This is a genomic window from Ruegeria sp. BHSC223, from assembly GCF_059613025.1.
Genome location: NZ_JBXWRR010000015.1, coordinates 36,179 through 62,442, shown reverse-complemented (window position 1 = coordinate 62,442; position 26,264 = coordinate 36,179). Strand labels below are relative to the sequence as shown.

Below are 26,264 nucleotides of genomic sequence, written 5' to 3'. Positions count from 1 at the left end.
TTGCTGCGCAAGCACAGCTCGTGTGCCGTAGACTGGCCTTGATGCAGATTCGCGTATCGGGCCTACCCGTGTTCCCGACCGGATGCTGCATTCGCCCGATCTGTCTGATGGAGTGAGATGGCGATGCTACTGATGACCTCTTCGCTGCATGCCCAGGCCGCCGCGTATCGGCTGGCTGGCTATGCAATCAGCAACCAGCTGCGCGCTATGCAGATCCTGTCGCGCGCGGCGCTGAATGCACCGCTTGCACAGGTTCAGGCGTTGCAGGCGGCTGCGGCCGCGCCGGCACCGCAAAGGACGGTTTTCGCAAGCGCGAAGACCACGGCACCCAAACCGACCAAACCAGCCGCTGAAACACATTTCGCTGCGGATACCGCAAGGCAGGGTGCTATAGCGCCCGCACTGGCCACCAGTGCACAGGAGCAAAAGTCCGCGCCCGCAAGCGTCAAGGCGACTGTTGCGGCGACGCATCCGGCCCCGCGTCGGCGGCGCAAGCCCTCGGCCCCGGCCCCGTTGCCGGCCAAAGCCCACCCCTCGGGCAAGTGATGCGCGCGGCCGCTTGACTCCAGCGGCGCGGGGCGCCAACCCTGCGCCTCATGTTGGACATGCGCCCCGTTGGATATGTGATCGGCCTGCTGGTTGCCATTCTTGGCGCCACCATGGTGTTTCCCCTTGCCGCCGATCTGATCGAGGGACGGGGGGCGTGGCCGGTTTTCCTGCAAAGCGGTGTCATCACCGTGATGACGGGGGCCGTATTGGCGATCAGCTGCGCCAATGGGGTGCGTGAGGGGCTGACTATCCAGCAGACCTTCTTGCTGACCACGCTGGTTTGGGTGGCTTTGCCCCTGTTCGGCGCTTTGCCATTCATCTTTGGCGCCACCGAGCTGCGCTTTGTAGATGCGTTTTTCGAGGCGATGTCGGGCTTGACCACCACCGGCTCCACCGTGATTGCCGGGCTGGACGGTTTGCCGCGTGGGCTGCTTTTGTGGCGAGGTATTCTGCAATGGTTGGGTGGGATCGGCATCATCGTTGTTGCGATGGTGTTCCTGCCGGAATTGCGAGTGGGCGGCATGCAGATCTTCCGCTCGGAAGGGTTCGACACGATGGGCAAGATCCTGCCCCGCGCGCAGGAGATCGCGGGCCAGATCACCGTGATCTACGTGGCGCTGACCTTTGCCTGTGCTCTGGTCTATGGCGCGCTGGGGATGAGTTTCTTCGACGCGCTGGTACATTCGCTGACCACGGTCTCGACCGGTGGATTTTCGAATTACGACGCCTCGTTCGGGACTTTCCAGGGCCTGCCGGAATATGCCGCCTCGGTCTTCATGATCCTCGCGGCACTGCCGTTCGTGCGCTATGTGCAGATGGTGAACGGGCATTCGGCGCCGCTGTTTCGCGACAGCCAGGTGCATGTGTTCCTTATCGTGATCGCGATCCTGGTCGGAATGACCACCGTGGTTTTGACAACGGTGTTTCCACATCATGTTGAACAGGCCTTTCGCGAGGCGCTGTTCAACATCACGTCGATCATCTCGGGCACCGGCTATGCCAGCGTCGATTACATGGGCTGGGGCGGGTTCCTGGTCACCATGTTCTTTGTCATCGGGCTGATCGGCGGCTGCGCCGGATCGACCGCCTGTTCGGTGAAGATCTTCCGCTATCAGCTGCTTTTCGCCTCGATCAAGGTTCAGTTGCAACGGATCCGGACCCCCCACGGGGTGTTCCTGCCCCGCTTCCAGGGCCGTCCGATCGGGTCTGATGTGCTGGGCTCGGTGATGAGTTTCTTTGTCTTTTTCATCGTGACCATGGGCGTTCTGGCCTGGGGGCTGGCGCTGACCGGGCTCGATTTCATCACCGCGCTGTCGGGAGCCGCGACGGCGATTGCCAATGTGGGACCCGGCTTGGGAGACGAGATCGGGCCGGCGGGCAATTTCGCCGGGCTGAACGATGCCGCGAAGTGGATGCTGAGCGTGGGCATGCTGATCGGGCGGCTCGAGGTCATGTCGGTCTATGTTCTCTTCACCGTGCAGTTCTGGCGCGCCTGACAGGGGTTAACCGTTTTTCGTCACGAAAAACGGCCTGGAAAACGGATGTTTTCCAGGCCGGAATTTTTGCAAAATTCCGGCTTTGCCGGAACGCCGGGTCTCAATCCCAGCAACTGACAAGAACCGTCATTCCGCTGGCGCGTCGGTTCAGTTCGTCCGGAGTGATCCGGCCTGTCGGCGCCGCCTCACGTGGGGTCATTCCCGAAGCGGCGAGCACGTCGCGCAGGGCCTGCGCCTTGGCGGCAAAGCTTACTCCGCGCGGCAATTGCTGGCCGGTTGCCGGTTGCGGCAGCAGCATGCCCACCACCGCGCCCTGGTCGTCGATCACTGGCCCGCCTGCATCGCCCGTTTGAACCAGCAGACCCATCCGCGCCAGTTCGGTTTCACCGCGCAGGCCCTTGACGTCATCGAGCGTTCCAAAGGTCAGCGTCGGGGCGCCCAGGATACCTTCGTAGGCATAGCCCGCCACCGTGATCTCGGCGCCCAAGCGCGGCATCTCGCGGCCCAATCCGGCCACCACCATGGGTGCCAGCGCCTGATCTGGCCGCAGCACCGCCACGCCCAGACCGGCATCGGTGTCGATCACTCGCGCGTCATAGCTTCCATCCAGCGTTACGCGGGTGCAGCCCTGCACCGCCTCGGCCACGGTCATCACGGTGCCCTTGCCATCGATATAGAAGCCCGAGCGTGACAGGCGCGGCTTGCGGATTTCCAGCCCCGAGACCAGATCGACGTTTTGTACCGCGTCGCCACCCGCCGCCGGATCCAGCACCCCGTCGGTGCGGCTAAAGCTTGCCCGCATCGCATCCAGAACCCTGGTGCGGCGATCCTCGTCGCCGGTAGGCCAGATCAGGGTAAAACCCTTGATCTCACCGCCACTCAGCGCAGCCTCGGTATAGGATACGATGCCATTGCCGTGCCCTTCGAGTGTGAAGCTGTCGCTGCGCCGTTCGCGCGGACCGTCCAGCGGCACGATCTCCAGCGTCTGCATGATGTCATAGAGGCCATAGAGCGTCGCCTTGTCGCCGGGCTGACTGATCAGCAGCACCCGTGCGCCCAGCGTGTCAGAGGCATCGAAATGGGCAAAGGGCGCCTCGTAGCGGCTGAACCGGACCACGCCCAGCGGCAGGTCCATTTCGATCCCGGTAGCGGTGTCGCGGTGACGCGCCATGCCGGTCGAGATCAGCGGCGCGTTGTACTGATCCATCAGCACCTTGCGCTGGCGGGTGGTCAGCACGCCGGTGACCTCGAACCCGTTGAAGCCCTGCCAGTCGGCCATCGACCGGCGGGTGCCAGCGCCAAAGGCGCCGTCAATCGCGGCATTGTAAAAGCCAGCGGCCTGTAGGGCGGTCTGCAGCCCCTGACGCTCCTCTCGGGTCAATGCCTGCTCGCTGCGGCGTGCCTCGGCCGGGGTTTCGTCCGCCGGTTCCGGCTGCGCCTGCGGCGTTGCTTCGGCCACCGGCTCGGGCGCGGTTTGTTCGACTGGTGCCACCACCGCACCCCGGTTCAGCAAATCCGAACCCACTGGCCAGAACTGTTGCGCCAGCGCGCCCGAAAAGGTGATGAAGCTGTCTCCGGGAATGCGCCGCTCGGTGCGATAGACCCGCAAAACCTGCTCGGCATCATCGCGCAGATAAGGGCCCAGCACGATACCGTACCAGCCCCCACCCAGCGAGAACCCGGCCACGTCGGACAGATTGGCGGCATAGGTCTGAGCGCGGTCCTGCGCGGTGCGAAGATTGGGGTGCGCCTCGATCTGGACCCAGGCCACCTCGTCTGTGGATTGCTGGGCCAGTGCGGCAGATGAAATCAGATAAAAAATCGAAAGGACGGCGATCAGCGGTCTTATCATTGTTGGGTCTCGTACCTTCAAATACGTATCGTCCGCGCAGGTTATGCAGGAAATCGCGGCAATTGCCATGGGGCAGGCGCGCGGTGCTGTGGGGTGTGGCGATATCAGCGCAGCAGCCTGTGCCGAGGCAGGGCAGATGCGCCGTTGACGCTGGGGGGGCGGTTGCATAGGAAAGGCTCGATCCTATCGCCATCCAGCGCCCGAGGCCGCCATGACCCATCCGACCCCCATCACTCCGCGTTCGTTCCAGGAGATTATCCTGCGGCTGCAGACCTATTGGGCGTCAAAGGGGTGTGCCATCCTGCAACCCTATGACATGGAGGTGGGCGCGGGCACGTTCCACCCCGCCACCACCCTGCGCGCGCTGGGCAGTGCGCCCTGGGCCGCGGCCTATGTGCAGCCCTCGCGCCGCCCGACCGACGGGCGTTATGGCGAGAATCCGAACCGGCTTCAGCATTACTATCAGTACCAGGTGCTGATCAAACCCAGCCCGCCCGATCTGCAAGAGCTGTATCTCGGTTCGCTGGAGGCGATCGGCATCGACATGGCGCTCCATGATATCCGTTTTGTCGAGGATGACTGGGAAAGCCCGACGCTGGGTGCATGGGGCTTGGGTTGGGAAGTCTGGTGCGACGGTATGGAGGTGAGCCAGTTCACCTATTTCCAGCAGGTGGGCGGGCATGACTGCCAGCCCGTCTCGGGCGAGCTGACCTATGGTCTGGAGCGTCTGGCGATGTATGTGCTGGGTATCGACCATGTGATGGACATGCCCTTCAACGACCCGCAATCTCCGATTCCGCTGACTTATGGCGACGTGTTCAAGCAGACCGAAGAGGAATACGCGCGCTGGAATTTCGATGTGGCCAATACCGAGGTGCTGCTGCGGCATTTCGAAGAGGCCGAGGCGGAATGCGCCGCGATCCTGGCGCAAAGCCATGACGACCCCAAGACTGGCAAGCGCATCGTGATGGCGCATCCGGCTTACGACCAGTGCATCAAGGCCAGCCATATCTTCAACCTGCTGGATGCGCGGGGCGTGATCTCGGTGACCGAACGGCAGGCCTATATCGGACGGGTGAGGGCGCTGGCCAAGCAATGCGCGGATGCGTTTGTGCAGACCGCTGCCGGGGGCTATGCTACGGCCTGAGGACAACAGGGCAGGGGCAACCGCCATGGATCAGGCAACACGCGACGCCTATGAGGAGAAGCTGCGCAAGGCGCGGCGCCGGTTGAAACGCCATGTCCGCACGGCGCAAAGCGAAGGTTTCATGACCGGGGCCGCGGCCATGCTGCGGCCCGGTGACGTGGCGATCGACTGCGGCGCGAATGTCGGTGATGTCACCGAGGTGCTGTCCGCGACCGGCGCAACCGTGCATTGTTTCGAGCCTGACCCCTATGCTTTTTCCCTGCTCGAAGGTCGGTTTGGCGATGCCGCGAATGTGCATCTGCACAATCAGGCCGCCGGGGTGACGGCGGGCAGTATCGGCCTAATGCGCGCCGAAAGCTTTGGCGAGGATCCCAAGAAGAATACGGTGATGAGCACCACACTGCCCGGGGGGCGGGGCATCAGCACCCAGGCTGAGAATGTGATCGAGGTCGAGATGATCGACTTTCCCGCCTTCCTGTCCGGGCTGGTCGCCGCACACGGCGATATCGCCATGCTTAAGATGGATATCGAAGGGGCCGAACTGGACATACTCGAAGCGATGGAAGAGCGCGACCTGTTCGCGCCGGTCCGCGTCACCCTTGTCGAAACCCATGAACGCAAGTTTCCCGACCTGCGCCCGCGCTTTCGGGCGCTGAAAGAGCGGATTGGGGAGAAATACGCCACCAGCAAGGTCAATCTCGACTGGATCTGAAGCCGGGTCCAGGCGGTCAATCGGAGATACCCATGACAGGCAAGGTCTTGGTCATTGTGCTGCTGCTCTGCGGTGCGGCCGCCGGCGCGGCGATGTACTACCTTCAGGTCTATGGCTTCTACTACGAGGTCACGGCCAGACCGGGGCAGGACGTGGCGTTGATGCCGTTGGGCGGTGGCGCACCGCAACCCATAGCCTATGACGGGTTTCAGGCCATCGACGCCGACAGCTCGCCCATTCGCTACCGCGCCTGTTTCACCACCGATCTGACCCTCGATGCGCTGAGCGCAGGCTATGAACCCGCCGACGCGCCCGAACCCTTGACCGCACCCGCCTGGTTCGATTGCTACGACGCGACGGCGATTGCCGCGGCGCTGAAAGCCGGGACAGCGCGCGCCTATCTGGCGGCCAAGAACATCCACTATGGGGTGGACAGGATCGTCACCGTGGCCGAGGACGGGCGTGGCTATGTCTGGCATACGCTCAACAATTGCGGGCAAAAAGCCTATGACGGCACCGTGGTGGGCGAGGAATGTCCACCGCGCCCCGAAAACTGAAGCGACAGGCGGAAACCGGTGACAGAGACACTGCACATATCCGCCTTCATGACCGTGACCTTGGGGCTGGCGGTCTATCTGATCGGTGTACGTATCAATGACCGGCTGCCGTTTCTGGAGCGGTTCAGCATCCCCGAACCGGTGACGGGCGGCTTGCTGGCTTCGCTGGTGGCGCTGGCGCTGTATTCCCTGTTCGGGATCGAACTGGCCTTTGATCTGACCGGGCGCGATTTCCTGCTGGTTCTGTTCTTTACCGGTATCGGGTTGAACGCGCGGCTTGGCGATCTGATCGCGGGCGGCAAGCCGCTGGCGATCCTCTTGGTGCTGACCCTGCTGACCATTCTGGCGCAGAACGTGATCGGGGTGCTGGGCGCGGTGGTGTTCGGCTTTCCGCCGCAGGCGGGAGTGCTGTTCGGCTCGGCGTCGCTGATCGGGGGACACGGCACCGCCATCGCCTGGGCGCCCGAGGTAGCACGGGTCACCGGCCTGACAGCCGCCACAGAACTGGGGGTCGCGGTGGCGACGCTGGGTCTGGTGATCGCGGCGCTGATTGGTGGCCCGATCGCCACCTATCTGGTCGACAGCCGCAACCTGACCCCGAACCGCCCGGACGAGGAACTGACCGTTGGTCTGCCCAACGAGATGGACGAGGAGCCCCCCCGGATCGACCACAAGTCGCTGATGAGGGTGCTTCTGACGCTGAACGTGGCGATCCTGCTGGGCTTTGCACTGCACGAAACCATCGACCAGATGGGGTTGAAACTGCCGCTCTTCGTGCCCTGCCTGCTGACCGCCATCGTGGTGGGCAACCTGCGCTCGGCCCTGTTTCCGCGTGCCCCGCGCGTGTCGCGCACGCCCACGCTGGCGCTGATCTCGGAATTCGCGCTGGGCGCCTTCCTGGCGATGTCGCTGATGAGCCTGCAACTCTGGACCATCGCCGAGACCGGCCTGGCGCTTGCGGTGATCATCGCCGCTCAGACGCTGTTTGCGCTGGGGTTCATCCTGCTGGTATTGTTCCGGGTCATGGGCGGCGGTTACCGCGCGGCGGTGCTGGCGGCGGGGTTCGGTGGCTTTGCGCTGGGCGCAACCCCCACCGCGATTGCAAATATGACGGCCGTGACCAAGCGCTATGGCCCGTCGCCTCTTGCCTTTATCGTGCTCCCCCTTGTATCCGCCTTCTTTGTGGACATTGCCAATGCGGTCGTCATCCAGATGATCGTCAATTTCTAAGGACCGACCATGCCCGACCTGCTGATCGAACTGTTTTCCGAAGAGATCCCCGCCCGTATGCAAGCGCGTGCCGGTGAGGACCTGAAAAAGCGGATCACCGACGGTCTGGTCGAGGCCGGACTGACCTATGCCCATGCCGCCGCGTTGACCACGCCGCGCCGTCTGACGTTGGCCATCGAGGGGTTGCTGGCCGAAAGTCCGGCGCTCCGCGAAGAGCGCAAGGGTCCAAAGGTAGGCGCGCCGGAACAAGCAATAGACGGGTTCCTGCGCGGTGCCGGGATCAACCGCGACCAGCTTGAAGAACGCGAAACGCCTAAAGGTGCGGTCTATTTTGCAACCATCGAAAAACCCGGCCGCCCGGCGGCAGCGATCGTTGCCGAGGTTTTGGAAGACACTATCCGCAATTTCCCTTGGCCCAAGTCGATGCGATGGGGGGCTGGGTCCTTGCGCTGGGTGCGACCCCTGCAATCGATCCTGTGCATTCTGACCACCGAGGCCGATACGCAGGTGGTACCGCTCGACGTCGACGGAATCACGGCAGGTGACCGCACAACTGGGCATCGTTTCATGGCGCCGGCCCGGTTTTCCGTCACTTCCTTCGAGGATTACCAGGCGAAGCTCAAGCGCGCGCACGTGGTGTTGGACCCCACCGAGCGGGCAGAGCACATCTGGAACGATGCCCAGAACATGGCCTTTGCCGCCGGGTTGGAACTGGTCGAGGACAAGGGGCTTTTGGCTGAGGTCGCCGGCCTGGTCGAGTGGCCCGTCGTGCTTATGGGCCAGATCGGGGCCGAATTTCTGGACCTGCCGCCCGAGGTGCTGCAAACCTCGATGCGCGAGCATCAGAAATTCTTCTCGGTCCGGAACCCTAAGACGGGCCGGATCGAACGGTTTGTCACCGTCGCCAACCGCGAGACCGCGGACAATGGCGCCACCATACTTGCGGGCAACCAAAAGGTGCTGTCAGCTCGGCTGGCCGATGCCAAGTTCTTCTGGGACAACGATTTGCGCGTGGCGCACACGGGCATGGGGGCATGGACCGAGGCCCTTGAAAACGTGACCTTCCACAACAAGCTCGGTTCGCAGGGCGACCGTATCCGCCGCATCGCAGCGCTGGCGGGTGATCTGGCACCGATGGTCGGAGCCGATACCGGGCAGGCCAAACAGGCCGCGACACTGGCCAAGGCTGATCTGAGCTCGGAGATGGTGTTCGAATTCCCTGAACTTCAGGGACTTATGGGGCGTTATTATGTTGCAGCTTCGGGTCAGGATGCGGCCATAGCAGCCGTGGCGCAGGATCATTATTCGCCGCTCGGCCCCTCCGATGACGTACCTACCGCGCCGCTTTCGGTCATCGTGGCGCTGGCCGACAAGCTCGACACGCTGACCGGCTTTTGGGCCATCGACGAGAAGCCGACCGGCTCGAAAGACCCTTTTGCTCTGCGACGCGCTGCGCTGGGGGTGATTCGGCTGGTGCTGGCCAACGACCTGCGCCTACCGCTGGACCGACCTATCGACGCCCAGTTGCTGCGCCACAAGTATCACGCCAGCAATGGCGAGGCCGAATTGCGCGACCTGATCGAAGAGATCGCCGATCACGGCGTGTTCGGCGCCGCGTTCGAGACCATCAGGGAAAAGCTGGGTGATGCGGACGCGCTCGAGGCACTGGCCGGGGACGTTCCCGATCTCTCCGCCGACCTGCTTTCCTTCATCCATGACCGGCTCAAGGTCTTTCTGCGCGACGAGGGCATCCGCCACGACGTGATCGACGCCTGTATCGCGATGGAGGGCAACGACGACCTCAACCTGCTGGTCAAACGCGCCCGCGCGCTCAACACGGTGATCGCCACCGAGGATGGCGAGAACCTGGTGCAGGGTTTCAAGCGCGCCAACAACATCCTGACCCAGGCCGAGGAAAAGGACGGGGTCGAATACTCCTTTGGAGCCGATATCAAATTTGCCGAGGCCGACAGCGAAAAGGCGCTGTTTGCCGCGCTGGATCAGGCTGAGGCATCCATCGACGCCGCGCTCAAGATCGAGGATTTCGCCGCAGCGATGACGGCCATGGCCGCCCTGCGTGCGCCGGTCGATGCCTTCTTCGAAGAGGTGCAGATCAATTCCGACAATCAGGTGGTGCGCCGCAACCGCCTGAACCTGCTCAGCCATATCCGCAAGGTCTGTTCCAGTGTCGCCGATCTGACGCGGATCGACGGCTGAGGCACCCGTCGCGCCATCCCCTTGTGGCGCGCATCGGGCCTCGTCAGGCGCTCGGTCTGCCGAGATCCGGTGCTGCTGCTTCTTTCTGGTCACAAATACTCATATGCCCAGTAGCCGCGGGCGCTGTCTGTGCGCACATGGCGCTTGCGCCGCCTTCAAACGCCCTTATTCTGCACGCAAACGAGGGGTGCCGCAGTGCAGAATAATCCGAACACCACGCTGATCACCGCCACCGCACCGGTGGCAACAGGCACCCATGGCGGCCGCGCCAAATGCCTGCAACGTCTGGTACGCCTCGACCTGCCGGTGCCGCGGACGGTGGCGCTGTCCTTTTCGGCGGTGCATGACATCGCGCAAGGCCAGCTGCCCGATATCGCGGCCATTGTCGGTCAGTTCGAACCGACCGCTTTGCTCTGTGTGCGGCCCAGCTCCGAGGACCCTGATTGGGGTGGGCCCGGCGCGGTGCTGAATATCGGCATGAACGATGCCCGTTTCGTTGAACTGAGCGACAGGATGGGGGCAGAGGCGGCGGCGGCGCTCTACCTGCGCTTCGTGCAGACCTTCGCCATTCACGTGGCCCGTCTGGACCCGGACGTGTTCGACGAGATCGAGGCCGACGGACGCGAGGGGCTGCGCCAGTCGTTGCGCGCCTATGAAGACGAGACCGACGAGAACTTTCCCCAGGATCCGGGCGAGCAACTGGCCGCCGTGCTGCGCTCGATGGCGCGCGCGTGGGAGGGCACCTCGGCCCGGCTGTTGCGTCAGGCCAAGGGCGCGCCCGCCGATGCGGGGCTGGGCCTTGTGGTGCAGGAGATGATCCCCGGCCTCGGCCAGGGTGAATGCGGCTCGGGCGTGTTGCAACTGGTCGAGCCGGCCACCGGCCTGCCCCAGATCACCGGCCGCTACCTGAGCCAGAGCCAGGGCCGCGACGCGCTGGGGGCGGGGGCCGAGGCGCTCTATCTCGAAAAGGACCCGCGCGGCGTCTCGCTCGAGGATGTGGCGCCCGAGGCCTTTGCCGCGCTCAAGCAGCACGCGGCGCTGATGCGCGAAAAGCTGCGCGAGGAGATGCAGGTCGAATTCGTGATCGAATCCGGGCGTGTGCATATCCTGGACGGGGTACGCGTGCCCCGCAGCGCCCGCGCGGCGCTGCGCATCGCGGTACGGCTGGCCGAGGATGGCATCATCCCGCAGCAAGAGGCGGTGATGCGCATCGACCCGCATTCGGTGAACGAGTTGTTGCACCGTCAGGTGCACCCGCAGGCAAAGCGCGACGTGCTGACCACCGGTATTGCCGCCAGCCCGGGCGCGGCCACCGGCAAGATCGTGTTCACCGCCGCCGAGGCGCAGGCCAGCGCGGCGCGGGGCGAGCCTTGCGTGCTGGTGCGCCGCGAGACCTCGCCCGAGGATGTACGTGGCATGCATGCGGCCGTGGCGGTGCTGACCGAACGGGGTGGCATGACGAGCCATGCGGCGGTGATCGGGAGGGGCCTCGGCCTGCCCTGTATCGTGGGCGCCTCGGACATGGAGTTCCAGACCAAGGCGCGCATGATCAAGGCGCCCGACGGGCGGGTGTTCCGCACCGGTGACATCCTGACCATCGATGGCAGTTCCGGCCAGGTGCTGGCGGGCGAACCCGAGATGATGGAGGCGGCGCTGGATGACAGTTTCCAGACCCTGATGGCCTGGGCCGATGCCGAACGCGATATCGGCATCCGCGCCAATGCCGACACCCCCGCCGATGCCCAGGCCGCGCGAAATTTCGATGCGCAGGGCATCGGGCTCTGCCGGACCGAGCACATGTTCTTTGAACCGGGCCGGTTGACGGTGATGCGCGAGATGATCTTTGCCGCGACCCCCTCGGGGCGCAAGGCAGTGCTGGAACGGCTGCTTCCGATGCAGCGGCAGGATTTCGTGCAGCTGTTTCGCATCATGGAGGGCAAGCCGGTCTGCATCCGCCTGTTCGACCCGCCACTGCATGAATTCCTGCCCACCACCCGCAGCGGCCAGCGCGAACTGGCCGAGGCGCTGGACCTGCCGGTCAGCGACGTGACCCGCCGGGTCGAGGCGATGAGCGAATACAACCCCATGCTGGGCCTGCGCGGTGTGCGGCTGGGGGTCACCGTGCCCGAGATCTATGACATGCAGGCCCGCGCCATCTTCGAGGCGACGCTCGAGGCCAGCCGCAAGGGCGAACCTGTCGTGCCCGAGGTGATGATCCCGCTTGTCTCTGCCAAGCGCGAGGTGGAGCTGGTCAAGGCCCGCATCGACGCGGTTGCCGCCGCCGTCGCCTCCGAGCGCGGGCAGGAGTTCGACTATCGCCTGGGCGTCATGGTGGAAACCCCGCGCGCGTGTTTGCGCGCCGACGAGATCGCCGCCTGCGCCTCGTTCCTCAGCTTCGGCACCAATGACCTGACCCAGATGACCTATGGCCTGTCGCGCGACGATGCCGGTCGGTTCATGTCGGCCTATGTCCGCCAGGGCGTGTTTCCCGAGGACCCCTTCCACGTTCTGGATCGGGAAGGGGTGGGCGAATTGCTGAAACTGGGGGTCGAACGGGGCCGCCGTGGTCAGCCCGGCGTGACCGTTTCGGTCTGTGGAGAACATGGCGGAAACCCCGAATCAATCGCCTTTTGCCGGGCCGCGGGGTTCGACTATGTGTCCTGTTCGCCCTTCAGGGTTCCGGTGGCGCGACTGGCTGCCGCGCAGCTGGCGATTTCGGATAAACTTGGTGTTTCGGCTGAGTTGAGCGCCAAGATATAGTGGATTCGAGTGGGGTAGTATGCCTTGCATTTCTGGACGTGAGCCCCAGAAAACCCTTGCAAATTTGCAAAAACTAGATCTTTCCGCCCGTCTGGAGTATGGGCTGTCTGCGCCGACTGGGGAGGTACCGGTGCGTGATGCCTGATCTGGGGGAAGAAGATGAAACGATTTGTTCTGACAGTGCTGCTTTCTGCTGCTGTCACGCTGCCCAATTTTGCTGTTGCCGATCGGGGGCCCGAGGGCCTCAAAGCCGAAACGCAGCGCGATGCCAATCGCGAGGTTAGGACCTTTCGCGACTATCTCAGCGCTCTTATGCCGAAGTCGGAACAAGACGCACCGGTGACCGAGGTGACGTTCTCGCGTTCCTGGATCGACGGACAGCCCCGGGCACAAGGTGGAGAGCAATGGCAATGCCTGGCCGAGGCGCTGTATTTCGAGGCGCGCGGCGAGACCGTGAAGGGTCAGTTTGCCGTAGCCGAAGTGATCCTGAACAGGGTCGAGAGCGAGCGCTTTCCGAACACGCCCTGCGGTGTCATTCGTCAGGGAACCGGGCGCAAGTATCAGTGCCAGTTCACCTATACCTGCGACGGGCGCAAGGAAGTCATCGCCGAGAAACAGGCCTATGAGCGGGTCGCCAAGGTTGCGCGCCTGGCCATGGACGGGGCCGCCGAAAGCCTGACGGACGGGGCCACCTATTACCACACCACCGCCGTGCGCCCCAGCTGGGCCCGCCGGTTCACCCAGACGGCCAAGATCGGGGTTCACCTGTTTTATCGGCATGGTCAGCGCACAGCGAGCAACTGATTGACGCACCCGCGCTGGAACCCTGCTGGCAGGGGCTTGGCGCAAGACTATATTGCGGGCGATGAAGGAGGCCCGCAATGCTGTTGACTCGCCGACATGTTCTGAAAGCCGCGGCTGCCAGCGCGCTGATGCCGCGTCTGGCCGCAGCCGGGCCGGTCACTTTGACCGCGCGCGAGGCACGCCAGCAGATCGCGCCAGAGGGCTATCCCGACACCGCCATCTGGGGCTATGAGGGCGGCGCGCCCGGGCCTGAAATCCGGGTCGCACAGGGCGCGCGTCTCAGCCGCCGCCTGATGAACGAGCTTCCGCAACCGACCGCCGTGCATTGGCACGGCATCCGCATCGACAATGCGATGGACGGCGTGCCCGGCCTGACACAACAGGCGGTGCCACAGGGTGGCAGTTTCGATTATGACTTCACCCTGCCTGACGCGGGCACCTATTGGTACCATTCGCATAACCGGTCGATGGAGCAGGTCGCGCGCGGTCTTTATGGACCCCTGATCGTCGATGAACCCAGCGCGCCCGATATCGACGGCGAATGGGTGCTGGTACTGGACGACTGGCGGCTCGATCCCGAAACCGGCGCGCTGGCGGGCGATTTCGACAATGGCCATGACCTCAGCCATGCCGGTCGGCTGGGCAACCTGCTGACGGTGAATGGCGGTTTCGACCCGGCCTATCCTGCAAGGCAGGGCGCGCGGCTGCGGCTGCGGCTGATCAACGCGGCCAATGCGCGGGTATTCGAGCTGGGACTCGACGGCATGCAGGGCTGGATCGTGGCGCTGGACGGGATGCCGCTGGAGGAACCGCTGCCGGTCAGTGGTGCCTTTCCCCTGGCACCGGCGCAGCGGGCCGACCTGATCGTGGACATCACCGCCGAAAGCGGCACCGCCGCCAGCCTTCTCAGTATCGAGCGCGACGGTGGTTATGGCCTGTGCCGGTTCGACGTCGCGGGGCAGGGCGCGCGTGCCACCCGCGAGGCGCCTGTGCCGTTGCCGCCCAACCCGCTGCCGGTGATCGAGGGGTTGGCCGACAGCCCACTGCACCAGATGCGGCTGGAGGGCGGCGCGATGCGCTGGCTCGACAGCGCGCGGCTGGGCGAGACCGAATTGAGCGGGCGCGAACTGGCGCAGCTGGGTCGGTTCTGGGCCCTGAACGGTCAGGCCGACCGGCCCGCAACCCCGTTCCTAGACGCCGCGCGTGGCAGCCTGCACCGGATCGCATTCGTCAACGAAACCGCCTTTGACCATGGCATGCACCTGCACGGACACCATTTCCGGGTGATTGCCCCGAACGGAGAGCTTGGCCCCTGGCGCGATACGGTGCTGGTGGCGCGTGGTGAAACCCGCCAGATTGCGCTGGTCGCCGACAATCCGGGCGATTGGCTGTTGCATTGCCACATGTTGGGCCACGCGTCTTCGGGCATGACAAGCTGGTTTCGCGTCACCTGATGACGCATTCGATAACTGGTGCGGCGCATGTCGTCCTGCTATAGGCTGGATCTGCGCCTAATGAGGGCAGACTGACACGACCCCGGAAAGGCCCGCCAGATGAGTTCCGAAATCCGCCTCGCCTTTGCCCATCCCTCGGAGCGTTCCGAAGCGACGGCATCGCGCGGTCCGCTGGACCGTATCTCGTTGCGCGACCATGTGGTCGAGGTCGAGATCGGCGCATTCCAGGCCGAACGCGGCACCACCCAGCGCATCTGTTTCAACGTGGTGGTCGAGGTGATGCCGCTGACCGGCCCCATCGACGACGACGTCGACCGTATCCTGTCCTATGATCGCGTGACCGAGGCAATTGCTCGCGCGCTGGCTGAAGAGCGGCTGAACCTGCTTGAAACGCTGGCCGAACGCGTGGCCGAGCTCATCCTGCACGAGCCGCAGGCAGTGCGCGCCTTTGTCCGCATCGAGAAGCTGGATCGCGGCCCCGGTGCGTTGGGGGTCGAGATCGTGCGCGGTCGCGACAAGCTGCATGTGGACCAGACCGAGGATCTGCGCCCCCATCCGCGCCTTGTCTACCTGTCCAACGCGGCGATTGCGTCGGATAACCTCAAAGGCTGGATCGACCAGCTGGAACACCGCGACCGTCCTCTGATCATCTGTGTCGGGGCGTCGGACCTTGCGGTCCCACAGACCGGTCATGCGATGACCCAGCGTCGCATCGACCTGTTGGCGATCGAGCAGAACGCCTGGCAGCTGGCCGCGCGCGATCTGCGTTGCAAGGTGGTCTCGACCCGGACCGAACTGGACTGGGCGATGAAGAACGGTCAGATATGTGTCTGGGCACCCTCAAAGATCGTACTCGACGCGGTGGATGGCCCTTCGGCCAAACCGTCCGAGGCGGTTGCGTTGGCCGCCTGGTTCGCGGCCACCTTCGAGGCAGGCGAGATGTTGGTGATTGGCGCGTCGCTGCCTGTTGGGGCCGATGTGCCGCTGCGCGCGGTTCCGGTGGAGCAGTCCGACCTGTGAGCGACTATTTTCGTCCGCTGGTGCAGCAGGGCGCGGTACGGCCCAATGACGCAGAGCCGCTGGCGGGCAGCGCGCTTTGGTTCACCCATGCCGAGCACTTGCGTCGAGGGCAGCCGGGCGCGGTGATCCCGGTCGGCGAGATCCCGATGTCGTATCTTGAACGGCTTACGCTGCCACGTCCGGCCTTGGCCGGGCTCGACATGAACCGCCCGCATCTGATGGGTATTCTCAACGTTACGCCTGACAGCTTCTCGGATGGGGGGCGCCATTTCGAGGTCGAGGCCGCCCGTCGTGCCGCAATTGAAATGGTCGCGCAGGGTGTGAGCCTGATCGACGTGGGCGGAGAGTCCACGCGGCCCGGTGCGGCTGAGGTGCCTGCGGAGGATGAAATCAGTCGAACCGCACCCGTTATCGAAGTGATCCGGGCTGAAACCGGCACTGCCATTTCCATCGACACCCGCAAGGCCAGCGTAGCCGAGGCGGCGCTGGTCGCCGGTGCAAGCCTGGTGAACGATGTGTCGGGCTTTACCTTTGACGCCGCGCTGGCACCCCTCTGCGCCGAGACGCGGACTCCGGTCTGTATCATGCATGCACAGGGTGATCCGGCGACCATGCAGCATGATCCGCACTACGAGGATGTCCTGCTGGATGTGTATGACTTTCTGGCCGCGCAGGTGGCGCGGCTGGTATCCGCCGGGCTGGACCGGGGGCAGATCATGATCGACCCCGGGATCGGGTTCGGCAAGACGCAGGAACACAATCTGACACTGCTACGAAACCTGTCACTGTTCCACGGCATCGGTTGTCCGATCTTGCTAGGTGTCTCGCGCAAGCGGTTTATTGGGGCCATCGGCAAAGAACCGCGCGCCGAGGCGCGCGGGCCAGGCTCGATTTCCGTTGGTTTGTCGGGGCTTGCGCAGGGCGTCCAGATATTGCGCGTGCATGACGTGGCAGAAACCGCGCAGGCCTTGCGCCTCTGGGCCGCCGTCCGCTAAAGCTGTTCCGCCAGGGATTTCAAGAAAAGCGAGGCGGGGATGCGCAAGCTATTCGGTACCGATGGGGTGCGGGGCACCGCCAATACCCACCCGATGACCGCCGAGATGGCGCTGAGGATCGGCGCCGCCGTGGGCCGCTATTTCCGCCGTGACGCCAGCGGTGTGCACCGTGTGGTGATCGGCAAGGACACCCGCCTGTCGGGCTATATGCTGGAAAGCGCGCTGACCGCGGGGCTGACCTCGACCGGCATGAACGTACTGCTGCTTGGCCCGGTGCCGACACCCGCGGTGGGGCTGATGACCCGCTCGATGCGGGCCGATCTGGGGGTGATGATTTCCGCCAGCCACAACCCGGCCGAGGATAACGGCATCAAGTTCTTTGGCCCGGACGGGTTCAAGCTGTCCGATCAGGCCGAGATCGAGATCGAGGCGCTGATTGAGGCTGGCGTACAGCCGGCGCAAGCGCAAAATATCGGTCGCGCCAAGCGGGTCGATGATGCCCGGTTCCGCTATGGCGAGCGGGTGAAATCCTCGCTGCCGCGCGATCTGCGGCTCGACGGGCTCAAGGTGGTGGTCGATTGCGCCAATGGCGCGGCCCACCGTGCCGCGCCCGAGATCCTGTGGGAACTGGGCGCCGATGTGATCCCGGTGGGCATTGCGCCGGATGGTCTGAATATCAATCGGGGCTGCGGCTCGACCCATCCGCAGACGGCAGCCGAACAGGTGGTGGCGCATGGCGCCCATGTGGGGATCGCGCTGGACGGTGACGCCGACCGGGTGATCATGATCGACGAGACCGGCACCCCCGCAGATGGGGACCAGCTGATGGCGTTGTTGGCGGCACGCTGGGCCGCCGAAGGCCAGCTTGCCGGTGGGGCGCTGGTGGCAACGGTGATGTCGAACCTGGGGCTGGAGCGGTTCCTGAACGGGCAAGGGATCAGGCTGGAACGCACCGCCGTCGGCGACCGCTACGTGGTCGAGCGGATGCGCGAGGGCGGGTTCAACCTGGGGGGCGAACAATCGGGCCATATCGTGATGAGCGATTATGCCACCACCGGCGACGGGCTGATGGCGGGGCTGCATTTCCTGGCCGAGATGGTGCGGTCTGGCCAACCCGCCAGCGCGCTTGCCCGCCAGTTCACACCGGTTCCCCAACTGCTCAAGAATGTGCGCTTTGCCGCCGGCCAGGCGCCGCTTGACACTGCGCCGGTTCAGGTCGCGATTGCCGAGGCCGAGGCGGCGCTGAACGGTTCTGGCCGGTTGCTGATCCGCAAGTCTGGCACCGAACCGCTGATCCGGGTGATGGCCGAGTGTGAGGACGAGGCGCTGCTGGAGCGGACCGTCGACAGCGTGGTCGAGGCGGTGGCCGGCGCGATCCAGGCTTGAAAACAGGCGCGGCGCTGCGCATCCTGCCCCCGTTGAACAGGGAGAATTCTGGATGTTTCGTTCTTTGACCACTTTTGCATTTCTGCTTTCGGCCGGAATGGCCCAGGCCGGGATGACGGTTGATCTGCTGCCACCCTGGGACGGCAAGAAGATCCCCAAGGGCCAGCATTGCCAGTTGCAGGGCGGCAAGGGTGCGACGCCGCCGATGCAGGTGGCGGGCATCCCTGAAGGCACGGTGATGCTGGTGGTTCAGTACAACGACAAGAGCTACAAGCCGCTCTCCAGCAAGGGCGGGCATGGCACCATCGGCTATCCGGTCAAGGGCGCCAGCGCCAAGCTGCCCGCGGTGCCGGGCATGACCGCGAAACTGCCGGGCGGGGTACGGGTTGTGGCCCCGGCGCGCAGCACCGGCGAATACGCCTCCAAGGGTTATCTGCCGCCCTGCTCGGGCGGGCGTGGCAACACCTATGAGGCGGTGGTGCAGGCGGTTGGCGCCGATGGCAAGGTGCTGGACCGGGTGAAACTCAAGATCGGCCGTTACTGACGGGCGAACAGGCGCCTGAGCGCGCCATACTGGCTGAGCCCGACCCCGGTCAGGATCAGCAGCAGCGACCACAGCAGGACCGGCGGCAGCGGCTCTCCCAACAGGGCCGCGCCCAGCAGGACCGACCAGACCGGCACCTGATAGTTGGTCAGGCTCATGAACACCGGCCCGGCGCTGCGGATCAGGGTGACGCGCAACAGATTGGCCGCTGCCGTGGGCACCATGCCCAGGAACACGATCAGGCCCAGCGTGCGCAGATCGGTGGAGGGCGGCGGGCCTTCGGCGATCCAGGCCATCGGCAGCACCGCGACCACCCCGATCAGCAAGAGTACGGTCGACAGGCCGACCGGATCGACCGCCGGCAGCCGCCGCATCAGGATCGAGGCCACCGCGTAACAGGCGGTCGCCGCCAGACAGGCCAGCCGCCCGGGCAGTTCCAGCGTCGCGCCGCTGCTCTCGAACGCCTGCGCCCCCATCAGCAGCGCAACTCCGGCAAAGCCGATGACAAACCCCAGCGCGCGGCGCCAGGTCATCCGCTCGCCCGGCACAAGGAAATGCGCCAGCGGCAGCACCATCAGCGCGATCGAGGCCATCGAGACGCCGGTAAACCCGGCCGTCACATATTGCTGACCCCATGCGATCAGCGAGAAGGGCACCGCCGAACTGAGCAGCGCGATGGTCACCAGCGAGAGGCGCTCTGACCGGCTCAACGGCACCGAAAACAGCCGCCCGCCCATGAGGCGCCAGACCAGCGTGCTGAGCACCGCCCCGAAACAGACCCGCCCGGCGGCCAGCCAGAACGGCGTGATCCCCTCAAGCGCCAGTTCGTTGACCAGGAATGTCCCACCCCAGACAAAGCCCAACGTCGCCACCATGGCCCAGCTTTTCGCCGTTATGTCAGGGGATTGGGTCATTGTCTTCCCGTTGATGAGGTGTCGACAGAAGGCCTCTGCTTCTTTCCGAGGTCAATGACGAACGTTTCGGAGCGGGGCGAAACTTTCTCAACTCAGTCAAAGTTCTGCCGCCATTTCGTGCAACTAGAGTCGAAGTTGCAATATGAGATTAACGACAGAATGGACAGGCCCGGTTTCGCGCTCTTGATCGATGGTGAGAATATCAGTGCCGAGTACGCATCTCAGATCGGGAAGATCGCGCAGAATGTTGCCCCAGCCCGGTTTCGGCGAGTGTATGGGGATGCAAGCAGATTGCCGAACTGGGAGAAAACGCCCGGGTTCCGGGTGATCCATAGCGGATCCGGCAAGAATTCCGCCGATATCCTGCTTGCGATTGACGCGATCGAGCTTGCCTGCTGCAGGCAGGTGGACACGGTTATGATCGTCAGTTCGGACGGTGATTTCAGCCATCTTGCAACCCGGTTGATCGAACGTGGAGTGCGTGTCATTGGCAGTGGCGAAGACAAGAGCCCGCCCGGGTTTCGTGCGATATGCTCGGAGTTCCACATCCTCAGACCCAGGTCGACACAGACTTCGAGCGAGGAAATGCGGGCCTGCCCCAACCCCCAGCCGGCCAAGTTGCACGATCTTGTGCGCAATGTGGTGTCAAAGCATGACAGCGCTTCTCAGGGTGTACCGCTTGTGCAGCTCAACGGTTTGATGCGTGCGAGCCATGATGTTCGAATCAGCAATCACCCGGACAAAACCTGGCGCGGCTACTTGTCCAAGCGTCAAAACCTCTTTCGTTTGACAGGAGAAGGGCAGGAAACGCGGGTTCATGTTCACCCCGCTTCGCCGCTGCAATGAAAAAGGGCGCGCAATCGGCGCGCCCTTCGTGTTCCTGAACCTGCGGATCAGTTCTTCGACTTGTCAACCATCTTGCCGGCCGAGATCCAGGGCATCATATCGCGCAGCTTCTGGCCGACCTGCTCGATCTGGTGCTCGTCATTGGCGCGACGCGAGGCCTTGATGGTCGGCTGGCCAACCGCGTTTTCCAGCATGAAGTCGCGGACGAACTTACCCTGCTGGATGTCGGTCAGAACGGCCTTCATCGACGCCTTGGTCTGCTCATAGGGCAGGATGCGCGGGCCGGTGACATACTGGCCGTATTCGGCGGTGTTCGAGATCGAGTAATCCATGTTGGCAATACCGCCTTCATAGATCAGGTCGACGATCAGCTTCACCTCGTGCAGACATTCGAAATAGGCCATCTCGGGGGCATAGCCCGCCTCGACCAGGGTCTCGAACCCGCAGCGGATCAGCTCGACCAGGCCGCCGCACAGCACGGCCTGCTCGCCGAACAGGTCGGTTTCGCATTCCTCGCGGAAGTTGGTCTCGATGATGCCCGAACGGCCGCCGCCGATGGCCGAGCAATAGGACAGGCCGGTTTCTAGCGCCTTGCCGGTGGCGTCGGTGTGAACTGCCACCAGGCAGGGCACGCCGCCGCCCTTGGTGTATTCGCCGCGCACGGTGTGGCCGGGGCCCTTGGGCGCCATCATGATGACGTCGACGCCTTCCTTAGGCTCGATCAGGCCGAAATGCACGTTCAGGCCGTGGGCAAAGGCAATTGCGGCGCCGGGACGGATGTTGTCATGCACGTATTTCTTGTAGGTCTCGGCCTGCAATTCGTCGGGCATGGTGAACATGATCACGTCGCACCAGGCTGCGGCTTCGGCGATGCCCATGACCTTGAGCCCTTCGCCTTCGGCTTTCTTGGCCGAGGCCGAGCCTTCGCGCAGGGCGACAACCAGGTTCTTGGCGCCCGAGTCGCGCAGGTTCAGCGCGTGGGCGTGGCCTTGCGAGCCATATCCCAGGATGGCCACTTTCTTGTCTTTGATCAGGTTGATGTCGCAGTCACGATCGTAATAGACGCGCATGATGCCGGTCCTTTCTGTTTCGATTGCCGCGTTTCTATAGGCTGTTACGCCGAGGTGCGAGAGGAATGAGGTTGAGATTTCGTCAGTTTGATGAAAGATAATTCGCCAAGTTCGAGAAATACGGAAAATTCATGCTCGATGATATCGACCGCCGCATTCTGCGCCACTATCAGGCCGACCCCAGCCTCAGCGCCACCGAACTGGCCGAGCGCTGCCGGATCACGTCGGGCGTCTGCTGGCGGCGGATCGAAAAGATGCAGGCCGCCGGTATCATCCAGGGGCAGGAGGCGGTGATCGACTGGGCGGCGCTGGGCTTTGCGGTCGAGGTCAGCCTGCGTGTCACGCTTGACAAGACCCAGCCGCGCGCCTTTGACGATTTCATCGGGGCCGCGCGCAAGGTGCCCGAGGTGATCGAGATCCAGACCTTTCTGGGCCGGGTCGATGTGCGCCTGTCGGTGATCGCCCGCGACATGGCCCATTACCAGAAGCTTTATCGCGACCGCATCCTGACCCTGCCGCATATTGCCGATATCGAGGCGCTGATGCATATCGCGCGGCTCAAGCGCGACGAGGTATTGCCGGTATGACGGACCTGGACGAGATCGACCGCAAGTTGCTGCGCGCGCTGGCGCAGGACGCAACCCAAAGCGCGGGCGCGCTGGGGCGCCGGTTCGGTCTGTCGCAGCCTGCTACCTGGCGGCGCATCCGCAGGTTGGAGGAGGCGGGGGTGATCAAGGGCCGCCGCCTGCTTCTGAACGCCGAGGCGCTGGGATTTGGCGTCACCGTGTTTCTGGGAGTCAAGCTGGCGCGCAAGGGGCGCGTCAGCCTCGAGGATTTCGAACGCGCCGTCAGCGCCATCCCCGAGGTGCAGACGGTCGAACATGTGCTGGGCCTCTACGACTATCGCCTGCGCGTGGTGGCGCGCGATCTGGCCGATTTCGAACGCGTCCTGCGCCGCCGGATCATGACTCTGCCCGGTGCGGGCGAGGTCGAGGCCAATGTGCTGCTCAGCGAAGAACGCTTGCCCGGCCCAATCGGTTAATAGGCGGTCCGGACGCGATAGCCCGGATGATAGGTCAGTCGGGCAAAGGTCACGGGCTCGCCCTTGAGCCAGGTGGTGCGCTCCATCTGCATCACCGGCATGCCGACGGAGGTCGACAGGAACTCGGCCAGCCGCCCGTCGGCGCCGATGGCGCCAAAGGCGATTTCGGCATCGGTAAAAGGGATCGCGGTCAGCAACCACTCGGTCGGGCCGATCCGGCTCAGATCGGCCTCTTCCATCGCCGGGACGGCGGACAGGCTGACCCAGCGCTCTTCAAGCTGAAAGGGCTGGTTGTTGGCATAATGCATGCACAGCAGGTGCAGCACCCGCGTGCCGGGGTGCAGCCCCAGTTGCGAAGCCAGCCAGGCGGGCGCGGTGATCACCGCCCGCTCGACCAGCGCATAGCGGTAATCACCGTTTTGTTCCTCGACAACGCGCCGGGCCAGCGAGATTTCGAAACGGGCCTGCCGGACCGGCGCCGTCTTGACCCGGGTGCCGCTCTTGCGTTTGCGCTCGACGAATCCCTGCTCGGCCAATTCGCGCAAGGCCCTGTTGACCGTGGCACGTGCACAGCCGAACTCTTCTGCAAGTTCCGACTCGGTTGGAAGCAATGTCCCTTGCGGCCAAATCCGGCTTTCGATCCGGCGTTTCACCTCGTCGCGGACGGCATGAAAGCTGGTTCGCTTCTGCTGTTTCAAGGGTGAATGGTCCTTTGCCTATCTTCCGTGCGTGTTTGTGCCCGCATTTTTCGGAAAGAGTAAAGGGGAGTTGACCCTAAGTAGCGTCATATCTGCGTCAACATCACGCATATTCGATACAGGGAAAGAACATCGTCAGTATTAAGGTTAACGTGTTGAGGTTAACGAGGCGGAGATGCCCCGCGTGGGCACGCCCCAGCTTTACGAGCGCGGGTAGATCTCTTTGCAGCCGCGCTACCCGGTCGTTCGAGCGCCCTCAATGCGTCCGTCCTGCGCGCCATTCCCTGCCCGCAGCGATTCGCTTGAGAGGTCACGGCGCCGTGCGCGCCGGCAAGCATCCGAGCATGGCGGCCCCGGGCACAGTCCGCGCATCTTCCGCTTTCTTCTGTTCAAAAATACCTTGGGGTCCGGGGCAAAGCCCCGGTTCCATCCGCGTGGCCAAGACGCCCGGCCGCGCTCCCCTCTTTACCCGGCGGCGCAGAGCGGCCATGAAAGAGCCCGGAACAAGGAGAGGAGCCCGCGATGGCCGCACTACTGGATACTGTCGATCCCGATGGGCTCGAGGAATTCTCGGTCGTTTTTACCGACCGTTCGCTCAACCATATGTCCACGGCCTTTCAACAGGTGATGCGGGACATTTCCGACATGCTGCGCGCGGTCTACAATGCCGATGCCGTGGCGGTCGTTCCCGGTGGTGGCACCTATGCGATGGAGGCGGTCGCGCGCCAATTCGCCCGGGGCGCGCGCGTTCTGGTGGTGCGCAACGGCTGGTTCTCGTATCGCTGGAGCCAGATCATCGAGACCGGCGGTCTGACTGCCGAGACAACGGTGATGAAGGCGCGCCGCAGCGGCAATGAAAGCACCGCGCCCTTCGCCCCGGCGCCCATCGAAGATGTGGTGGCGGCCATCCGCGAGCAGAAACCCGATGTGGTCTTTGCCCCGCATGTGGAAACCGCCGCCGGGGTGATCCTGCCCGATGATTACATCACTGCCATGGCCTCTGCCGCGCATGAGGTGGGCGCGCTGATGGTACTCGACTGTATCGCCAGCGGCTGCGTCTGGGTCGATATGCAGGCGACCGGCGTAGACGTGCTGATCTCGGCGCCGCAAAAGGGCTGGAGCGCTTCGCCCTGCGCTGGTCTGGTGATGCTGTCCGAACGCGGAGAGGCACGGCTGGCCGAGACGCAGTCGGACAGTTTCGCCATCGACCTGAAGAAATGGCGCGACATCATGAAGGCCTATGAGGGCGGCGGCCATGCCTATCACGCCACCATGCCCACCGACGCGCTGCGCGCCTTCCGCGACACCATGGCCGAGACCCGCGACTACGGCTTCGACAAACTACGCGAGGCGCAATGGGCGCTGGGCAACGGGGTGCGCGCGCTGCTCAAGGGCAAGGGCATCGTCTCTGTCGCCGCCGAAGGGTTCGGCGCACCCGGCGTGGTGGTGAGCTATACCAGCGATCCCGAGATCCAGAACGGCAAGAAATTCGCCGCCCTGGGCATGCAGATCGCTGCTGGCGTGCCGCTGCAATGCGATGAACCGGCCGATTTTCGGACTTTCCGACTGGGCCTCTTCGGCCTCGACAAACTCTATGATGTCGATGGTACGATTGACCGGTTGAAACGCGTGCTCGACCAGGTGCTCTGAGCCTGGTTTCTTTCTGGTCGGAAATACTCCGGGGTCCGGGGCGGCGCCCCGGGGCTTACCGCACGCCCAGACCCATCTGCATCAGGGTCCGGCGGACCGGTGCCAGTGAATAGAGCGCGTTCAGCCCCATCGCGCGCGCGTCCCGCAAGGGGCGCGCCTCGACCATCGAGGCGCGATTGAGCAGGTCTATCCCCTTCACGCGCAGCTCGATCTCGGCATGACGCGCCTTGTGATAGGCGGCCAGCATCTGCGCATCGCCCAAGTCCTCGGGCCGGGCCTGCGCCAGTTCCAGCAAAGTCCGCAAGTCGCCCAGCGACATGTTCAGCCCCTGCGCGCCGATGGGCGGCACCACATGCGCGGCCTCGGCCATCAGCGCGACCCGCTCGCCGGTCAGCCGCTCTGCCGATTGGCTGATGATCGGCCAGATCGTACGTCGCGAGGCCAGTTTCAGGGGTCCGAAGAGGCCGCAAGACCGTTCGGTCATGGCCGCCTCAAATGCCTCGGGTTGCATTTCGAGGAGCTCTACTGCGCGCGGCCCCCGCTCCATCCAGACCACCGCCGACGAGGGTTGCCCCTCCCAGTCGGGCAAGGGCACCAGCGTGAACGGCCCGCCGGATCTGTGGATCTCGGTCGAGACATTCTGATGCGCGATCGGGTGCGTGACGGCAAAGGCCAGCGCCTTTTGCCCATAGCGGGTGGTCTTGACCCCGATCCCCGCCGCCGCGCGCATGGGTGAGTTTCGCCCGTCGGCGGCCAGCACCAGCTTGCAGGTCACGCGGCTGCCGTCGCTCAGCCCCACGCGGGCCTCGGCTGTGCGGGTGAACAGGCTGGTGGTGGCGGTGCCGGGGCGGAAATCCACATTGGGCAGTTCGGCCAGCCGCGCCACCATCTTGCGCCGGAGCAGCCAGTTGGGCAGGTTCCAGCCAAAGGGCTTGTCGCTCAGATCGGCGGCATTGAAATCGCGCACCACGCGCGGTTCGGGCATCGCGCCGCCCGCATCGACGATGCGCATGATCTGCAAGGGGGCGGCATGATCGGCCAGCTGGGCCCAGAGGCCGCAGCTTTCCAGCAGCACCTGCGCCGGTTGCAGGAATGCGGTGGTGCGCAGGTCCGATCCGTCCACGTCACGTTCGGTCACCGGCGGGGCCGGGTCGACGCAGATCACCCGGAACCCGGCGCTGCCAAAGGCCGCCGCCGCGGTCAGTCCGGCGATGCCGCCACCGGAAATCAGGATGTCGCAGCTCTCTTGCATGGGCAGGCTCCGTCTTTTGCGCGGCACCCTATGCCGGAACGTGCCGGGGTGCCAAGCGACATCCTGTCC

The 26,264-nt window shown here is 64.3% G+C and carries 23 protein-coding genes; 18 read left to right on the top strand and 5 right to left on the bottom strand.

What is annotated here, in order from left to right; all coding sequences use genetic code 11:
• The first annotated feature begins 123 nt into the window (after positions 1–123).
• A complete protein-coding gene (locus tag AC2FNY_RS17550) occupies positions 124–546 on the top strand; it encodes a hypothetical protein (RefSeq protein WP_234216241.1) in 423 nt (140 codons plus the stop codon).
• 50 nt (positions 547–596) lie between these two features.
• On the top strand, positions 597–2,045 hold the full coding sequence (locus AC2FNY_RS17545; RefSeq protein ID WP_496803247.1) for a TrkH family potassium uptake protein: 1,449 nt from the start codon (positions 597–599) through the stop codon (positions 2,043–2,045).
• Positions 2,046–2,145: 100 nt separating this feature from the next.
• On the opposite strand, the gene AC2FNY_RS17540 is transcribed toward AC2FNY_RS17545, so the two are convergent.
• Positions 2,146–3,897 carry a trypsin-like peptidase domain-containing protein gene (locus AC2FNY_RS17540; protein ID WP_496803246.1) on the bottom strand — a complete coding sequence of 584 codons (1,752 nt, stop codon included), beginning with the start codon at positions 3,895–3,897 and terminating at the stop codon, positions 2,146–2,148.
• A gap of 211 nt (positions 3,898–4,108) precedes the next feature.
• Here AC2FNY_RS17540 and AC2FNY_RS17535 point away from each other — a divergent pair, with 211 nt between their 5' ends.
• The 12 genes from AC2FNY_RS17535 (at position 4,109) to AC2FNY_RS17480 (ending at position 18,723) form a co-directional block, all read left to right on the top strand.
• Positions 4,109–5,044 (top strand): glycine--tRNA ligase subunit alpha, encoded by a 936-nt coding sequence (locus tag AC2FNY_RS17535; protein WP_234137830.1) that lies wholly within the window; start codon positions 4,109–4,111, stop codon positions 5,042–5,044.
• A 25-nt stretch (positions 5,045–5,069) separates the two neighbouring features.
• Positions 5,070–5,756 (top strand): FkbM family methyltransferase, encoded by a 687-nt coding sequence (locus tag AC2FNY_RS17530; RefSeq protein ID WP_234137831.1) that lies wholly within the window; start codon positions 5,070–5,072, stop codon positions 5,754–5,756.
• A 32-nt stretch (positions 5,757–5,788) separates the two neighbouring features.
• Positions 5,789–6,313: a DUF6446 family protein gene (locus tag AC2FNY_RS17525; protein ID WP_234137832.1), complete on the top strand. Its 525-nt coding sequence runs from the start codon at positions 5,789–5,791 to the stop codon at positions 6,311–6,313.
• Between the two features lie 18 nt (positions 6,314–6,331).
• Positions 6,332–7,543 (top strand): sodium/glutamate symporter, encoded by a 1,212-nt coding sequence (gene gltS / locus AC2FNY_RS17520; protein ID WP_234162968.1) that lies wholly within the window; start codon positions 6,332–6,334, stop codon positions 7,541–7,543.
• 9 nt (positions 7,544–7,552) lie between these two features.
• Entirely contained in the window at positions 7,553–9,760 is a 2,208-nt protein-coding gene (glyS, locus tag AC2FNY_RS17515) for a glycine--tRNA ligase subunit beta (RefSeq protein ID WP_234162967.1), read from the top strand.
• A gap of 195 nt (positions 9,761–9,955) precedes the next feature.
• Complete coding sequence (gene ppdK / locus AC2FNY_RS17510) at positions 9,956–12,520, top strand: pyruvate, phosphate dikinase (protein ID WP_234166916.1); 2,565 nt, start codon at positions 9,956–9,958, stop codon at positions 12,518–12,520.
• 159 nt (positions 12,521–12,679) lie between these two features.
• Entirely contained in the window at positions 12,680–13,324 is a 645-nt protein-coding gene (locus AC2FNY_RS17505) for a cell wall hydrolase (protein WP_234137836.1), read from the top strand.
• Between the two features lie 77 nt (positions 13,325–13,401).
• Positions 13,402–14,778, top strand: coding sequence for a multicopper oxidase family protein (locus AC2FNY_RS17500; protein ID WP_496803245.1), 1,377 nt, complete (start codon positions 13,402–13,404; stop codon positions 14,776–14,778).
• A gap of 99 nt (positions 14,779–14,877) precedes the next feature.
• Positions 14,878–15,798 carry a dihydroneopterin aldolase gene (locus AC2FNY_RS17495; RefSeq protein WP_234137838.1) on the top strand — a complete coding sequence of 307 codons (921 nt, stop codon included), beginning with the start codon at positions 14,878–14,880 and terminating at the stop codon, positions 15,796–15,798.
• Entirely contained in the window at positions 15,795–16,793 is a 999-nt protein-coding gene (gene folP / locus AC2FNY_RS17490) for a dihydropteroate synthase (RefSeq protein ID WP_496803244.1), read from the top strand. Before AC2FNY_RS17495 ends, folP begins: the two co-directional genes overlap by 4 nt.
• Before the next feature lie 39 nt (positions 16,794–16,832).
• A complete protein-coding gene (gene glmM / locus AC2FNY_RS17485) occupies positions 16,833–18,179 on the top strand; it encodes a phosphoglucosamine mutase (RefSeq protein ID WP_234177243.1) in 1,347 nt (448 codons plus the stop codon).
• A 52-nt stretch (positions 18,180–18,231) separates the two neighbouring features.
• Complete coding sequence (locus tag AC2FNY_RS17480; RefSeq protein ID WP_234162965.1) at positions 18,232–18,723, top strand: hypothetical protein; 492 nt, start codon at positions 18,232–18,234, stop codon at positions 18,721–18,723.
• Here the strand turns inward: AC2FNY_RS17480 and AC2FNY_RS17475 are convergent.
• A complete protein-coding gene (locus tag AC2FNY_RS17475; RefSeq protein WP_496803243.1) occupies positions 18,717–19,637 on the bottom strand; it encodes a DMT family transporter in 921 nt (306 codons plus the stop codon). The two genes, AC2FNY_RS17480 and AC2FNY_RS17475, sit on opposite strands and share 7 nt — an antisense overlap.
• A 54-nt stretch (positions 19,638–19,691) precedes the next feature.
• On the opposite strand from AC2FNY_RS17475, the gene AC2FNY_RS17470 reads away from it, so the two are divergent.
• Positions 19,692–20,483: an NYN domain-containing protein gene (locus AC2FNY_RS17470; protein ID WP_234166912.1), complete on the top strand. Its 792-nt coding sequence runs from the start codon at positions 19,692–19,694 to the stop codon at positions 20,481–20,483.
• Between the two features lie 47 nt (positions 20,484–20,530).
• On the opposite strand, the gene ilvC is transcribed toward AC2FNY_RS17470, so the two are convergent.
• The gene (ilvC, locus tag AC2FNY_RS17465; RefSeq protein WP_234137844.1) at positions 20,531–21,553 is read right to left on the bottom strand and encodes a ketol-acid reductoisomerase; all 1,023 of its coding nucleotides are present in this window, start codon (positions 21,551–21,553) and stop codon (positions 20,531–20,533) included.
• Between the two features lie 131 nt (positions 21,554–21,684).
• Between ilvC and AC2FNY_RS17460 the strand changes: the two genes are divergently transcribed.
• Positions 21,685–22,140 (top strand): Lrp/AsnC family transcriptional regulator, encoded by a 456-nt coding sequence (locus AC2FNY_RS17460; protein ID WP_496803242.1) that lies wholly within the window; start codon positions 21,685–21,687, stop codon positions 22,138–22,140.
• The gene (locus AC2FNY_RS17455; RefSeq protein WP_496803241.1) at positions 22,137–22,595 is read left to right on the top strand and encodes an Lrp/AsnC family transcriptional regulator; all 459 of its coding nucleotides are present in this window, start codon (positions 22,137–22,139) and stop codon (positions 22,593–22,595) included. Before AC2FNY_RS17460 ends, AC2FNY_RS17455 begins: the two co-directional genes overlap by 4 nt.
• On the opposite strand, the gene hutC is transcribed toward AC2FNY_RS17455, so the two are convergent.
• Positions 22,592–23,293, bottom strand: coding sequence for a histidine utilization transcriptional repressor HutC (hutC, locus tag AC2FNY_RS17450; RefSeq protein ID WP_496803240.1), 702 nt, complete (start codon positions 23,291–23,293; stop codon positions 22,592–22,594). The genes AC2FNY_RS17455 and hutC overlap by 4 nt on opposite strands.
• A gap of 522 nt (positions 23,294–23,815) precedes the next feature.
• Between hutC and AC2FNY_RS17445 the strand changes: the two genes are divergently transcribed.
• On the top strand, positions 23,816–24,943 hold the full coding sequence (locus AC2FNY_RS17445; protein WP_234237856.1) for an aminotransferase class V-fold PLP-dependent enzyme: 1,128 nt from the start codon (positions 23,816–23,818) through the stop codon (positions 24,941–24,943).
• A gap of 55 nt (positions 24,944–24,998) precedes the next feature.
• Here AC2FNY_RS17445 and AC2FNY_RS17440 read toward each other — a convergent pair whose 3' ends face one another.
• Complete coding sequence (locus tag AC2FNY_RS17440; protein WP_496803239.1) at positions 24,999–26,195, bottom strand: UbiH/UbiF family hydroxylase; 1,197 nt, start codon at positions 26,193–26,195, stop codon at positions 24,999–25,001.
• Positions 26,196–26,264 lie beyond the last annotated feature (69 nt).

Coding starts and splice junctions, on each gene's coding strand:
- AC2FNY_RS17460 (WP_496803242.1), top strand. CDS start 21,685: ATGCTCGATGATATCGACCGCCGCATTCTGCGCCACTATCAGGCCGAC.
- AC2FNY_RS17445 (WP_234237856.1), top strand. CDS start 23,816: ATGGCCGCACTACTGGATACTGTCGATCCCGATGGGCTCGAGGAATTC.
- AC2FNY_RS17505 (WP_234137836.1), top strand. CDS start 12,680: ATGAAACGATTTGTTCTGACAGTGCTGCTTTCTGCTGCTGTCACGCTG.
- AC2FNY_RS17475 (WP_496803243.1), bottom strand. CDS start 19,637: ATGACCCAATCCCCTGACATAACGGCGAAAAGCTGGGCCATGGTGGCG.
- AC2FNY_RS17525 (WP_234137832.1), top strand. CDS start 5,789: ATGACAGGCAAGGTCTTGGTCATTGTGCTGCTGCTCTGCGGTGCGGCC.
- glyS (WP_234162967.1), top strand. CDS start 7,553: ATGCCCGACCTGCTGATCGAACTGTTTTCCGAAGAGATCCCCGCCCGT.
- AC2FNY_RS17535 (WP_234137830.1), top strand. CDS start 4,109: ATGACCCATCCGACCCCCATCACTCCGCGTTCGTTCCAGGAGATTATC.
- AC2FNY_RS17480 (WP_234162965.1), top strand. CDS start 18,232: ATGTTTCGTTCTTTGACCACTTTTGCATTTCTGCTTTCGGCCGGAATG.
- AC2FNY_RS17540 (WP_496803246.1), bottom strand. CDS start 3,897: ATGATAAGACCGCTGATCGCCGTCCTTTCGATTTTTTATCTGATTTCA.
- AC2FNY_RS17500 (WP_496803245.1), top strand. CDS start 13,402: ATGCTGTTGACTCGCCGACATGTTCTGAAAGCCGCGGCTGCCAGCGCG.
- AC2FNY_RS17550 (WP_234216241.1), top strand. CDS start 124: ATGCTACTGATGACCTCTTCGCTGCATGCCCAGGCCGCCGCGTATCGG.
- AC2FNY_RS17545 (WP_496803247.1), top strand. CDS start 597: ATGTTGGACATGCGCCCCGTTGGATATGTGATCGGCCTGCTGGTTGCC.
- AC2FNY_RS17530 (WP_234137831.1), top strand. CDS start 5,070: ATGGATCAGGCAACACGCGACGCCTATGAGGAGAAGCTGCGCAAGGCG.
- ilvC (WP_234137844.1), bottom strand. CDS start 21,553: ATGCGCGTCTATTACGATCGTGACTGCGACATCAACCTGATCAAAGAC.
- AC2FNY_RS17455 (WP_496803241.1), top strand. CDS start 22,137: ATGACGGACCTGGACGAGATCGACCGCAAGTTGCTGCGCGCGCTGGCG.
- glmM (WP_234177243.1), top strand. CDS start 16,833: ATGCGCAAGCTATTCGGTACCGATGGGGTGCGGGGCACCGCCAATACC.
- AC2FNY_RS17495 (WP_234137838.1), top strand. CDS start 14,878: ATGAGTTCCGAAATCCGCCTCGCCTTTGCCCATCCCTCGGAGCGTTCC.
- AC2FNY_RS17470 (WP_234166912.1), top strand. CDS start 19,692: ATGACGAACGTTTCGGAGCGGGGCGAAACTTTCTCAACTCAGTCAAAG.
- AC2FNY_RS17440 (WP_496803239.1), bottom strand. CDS start 26,195: ATGCAAGAGAGCTGCGACATCCTGATTTCCGGTGGCGGCATCGCCGGA.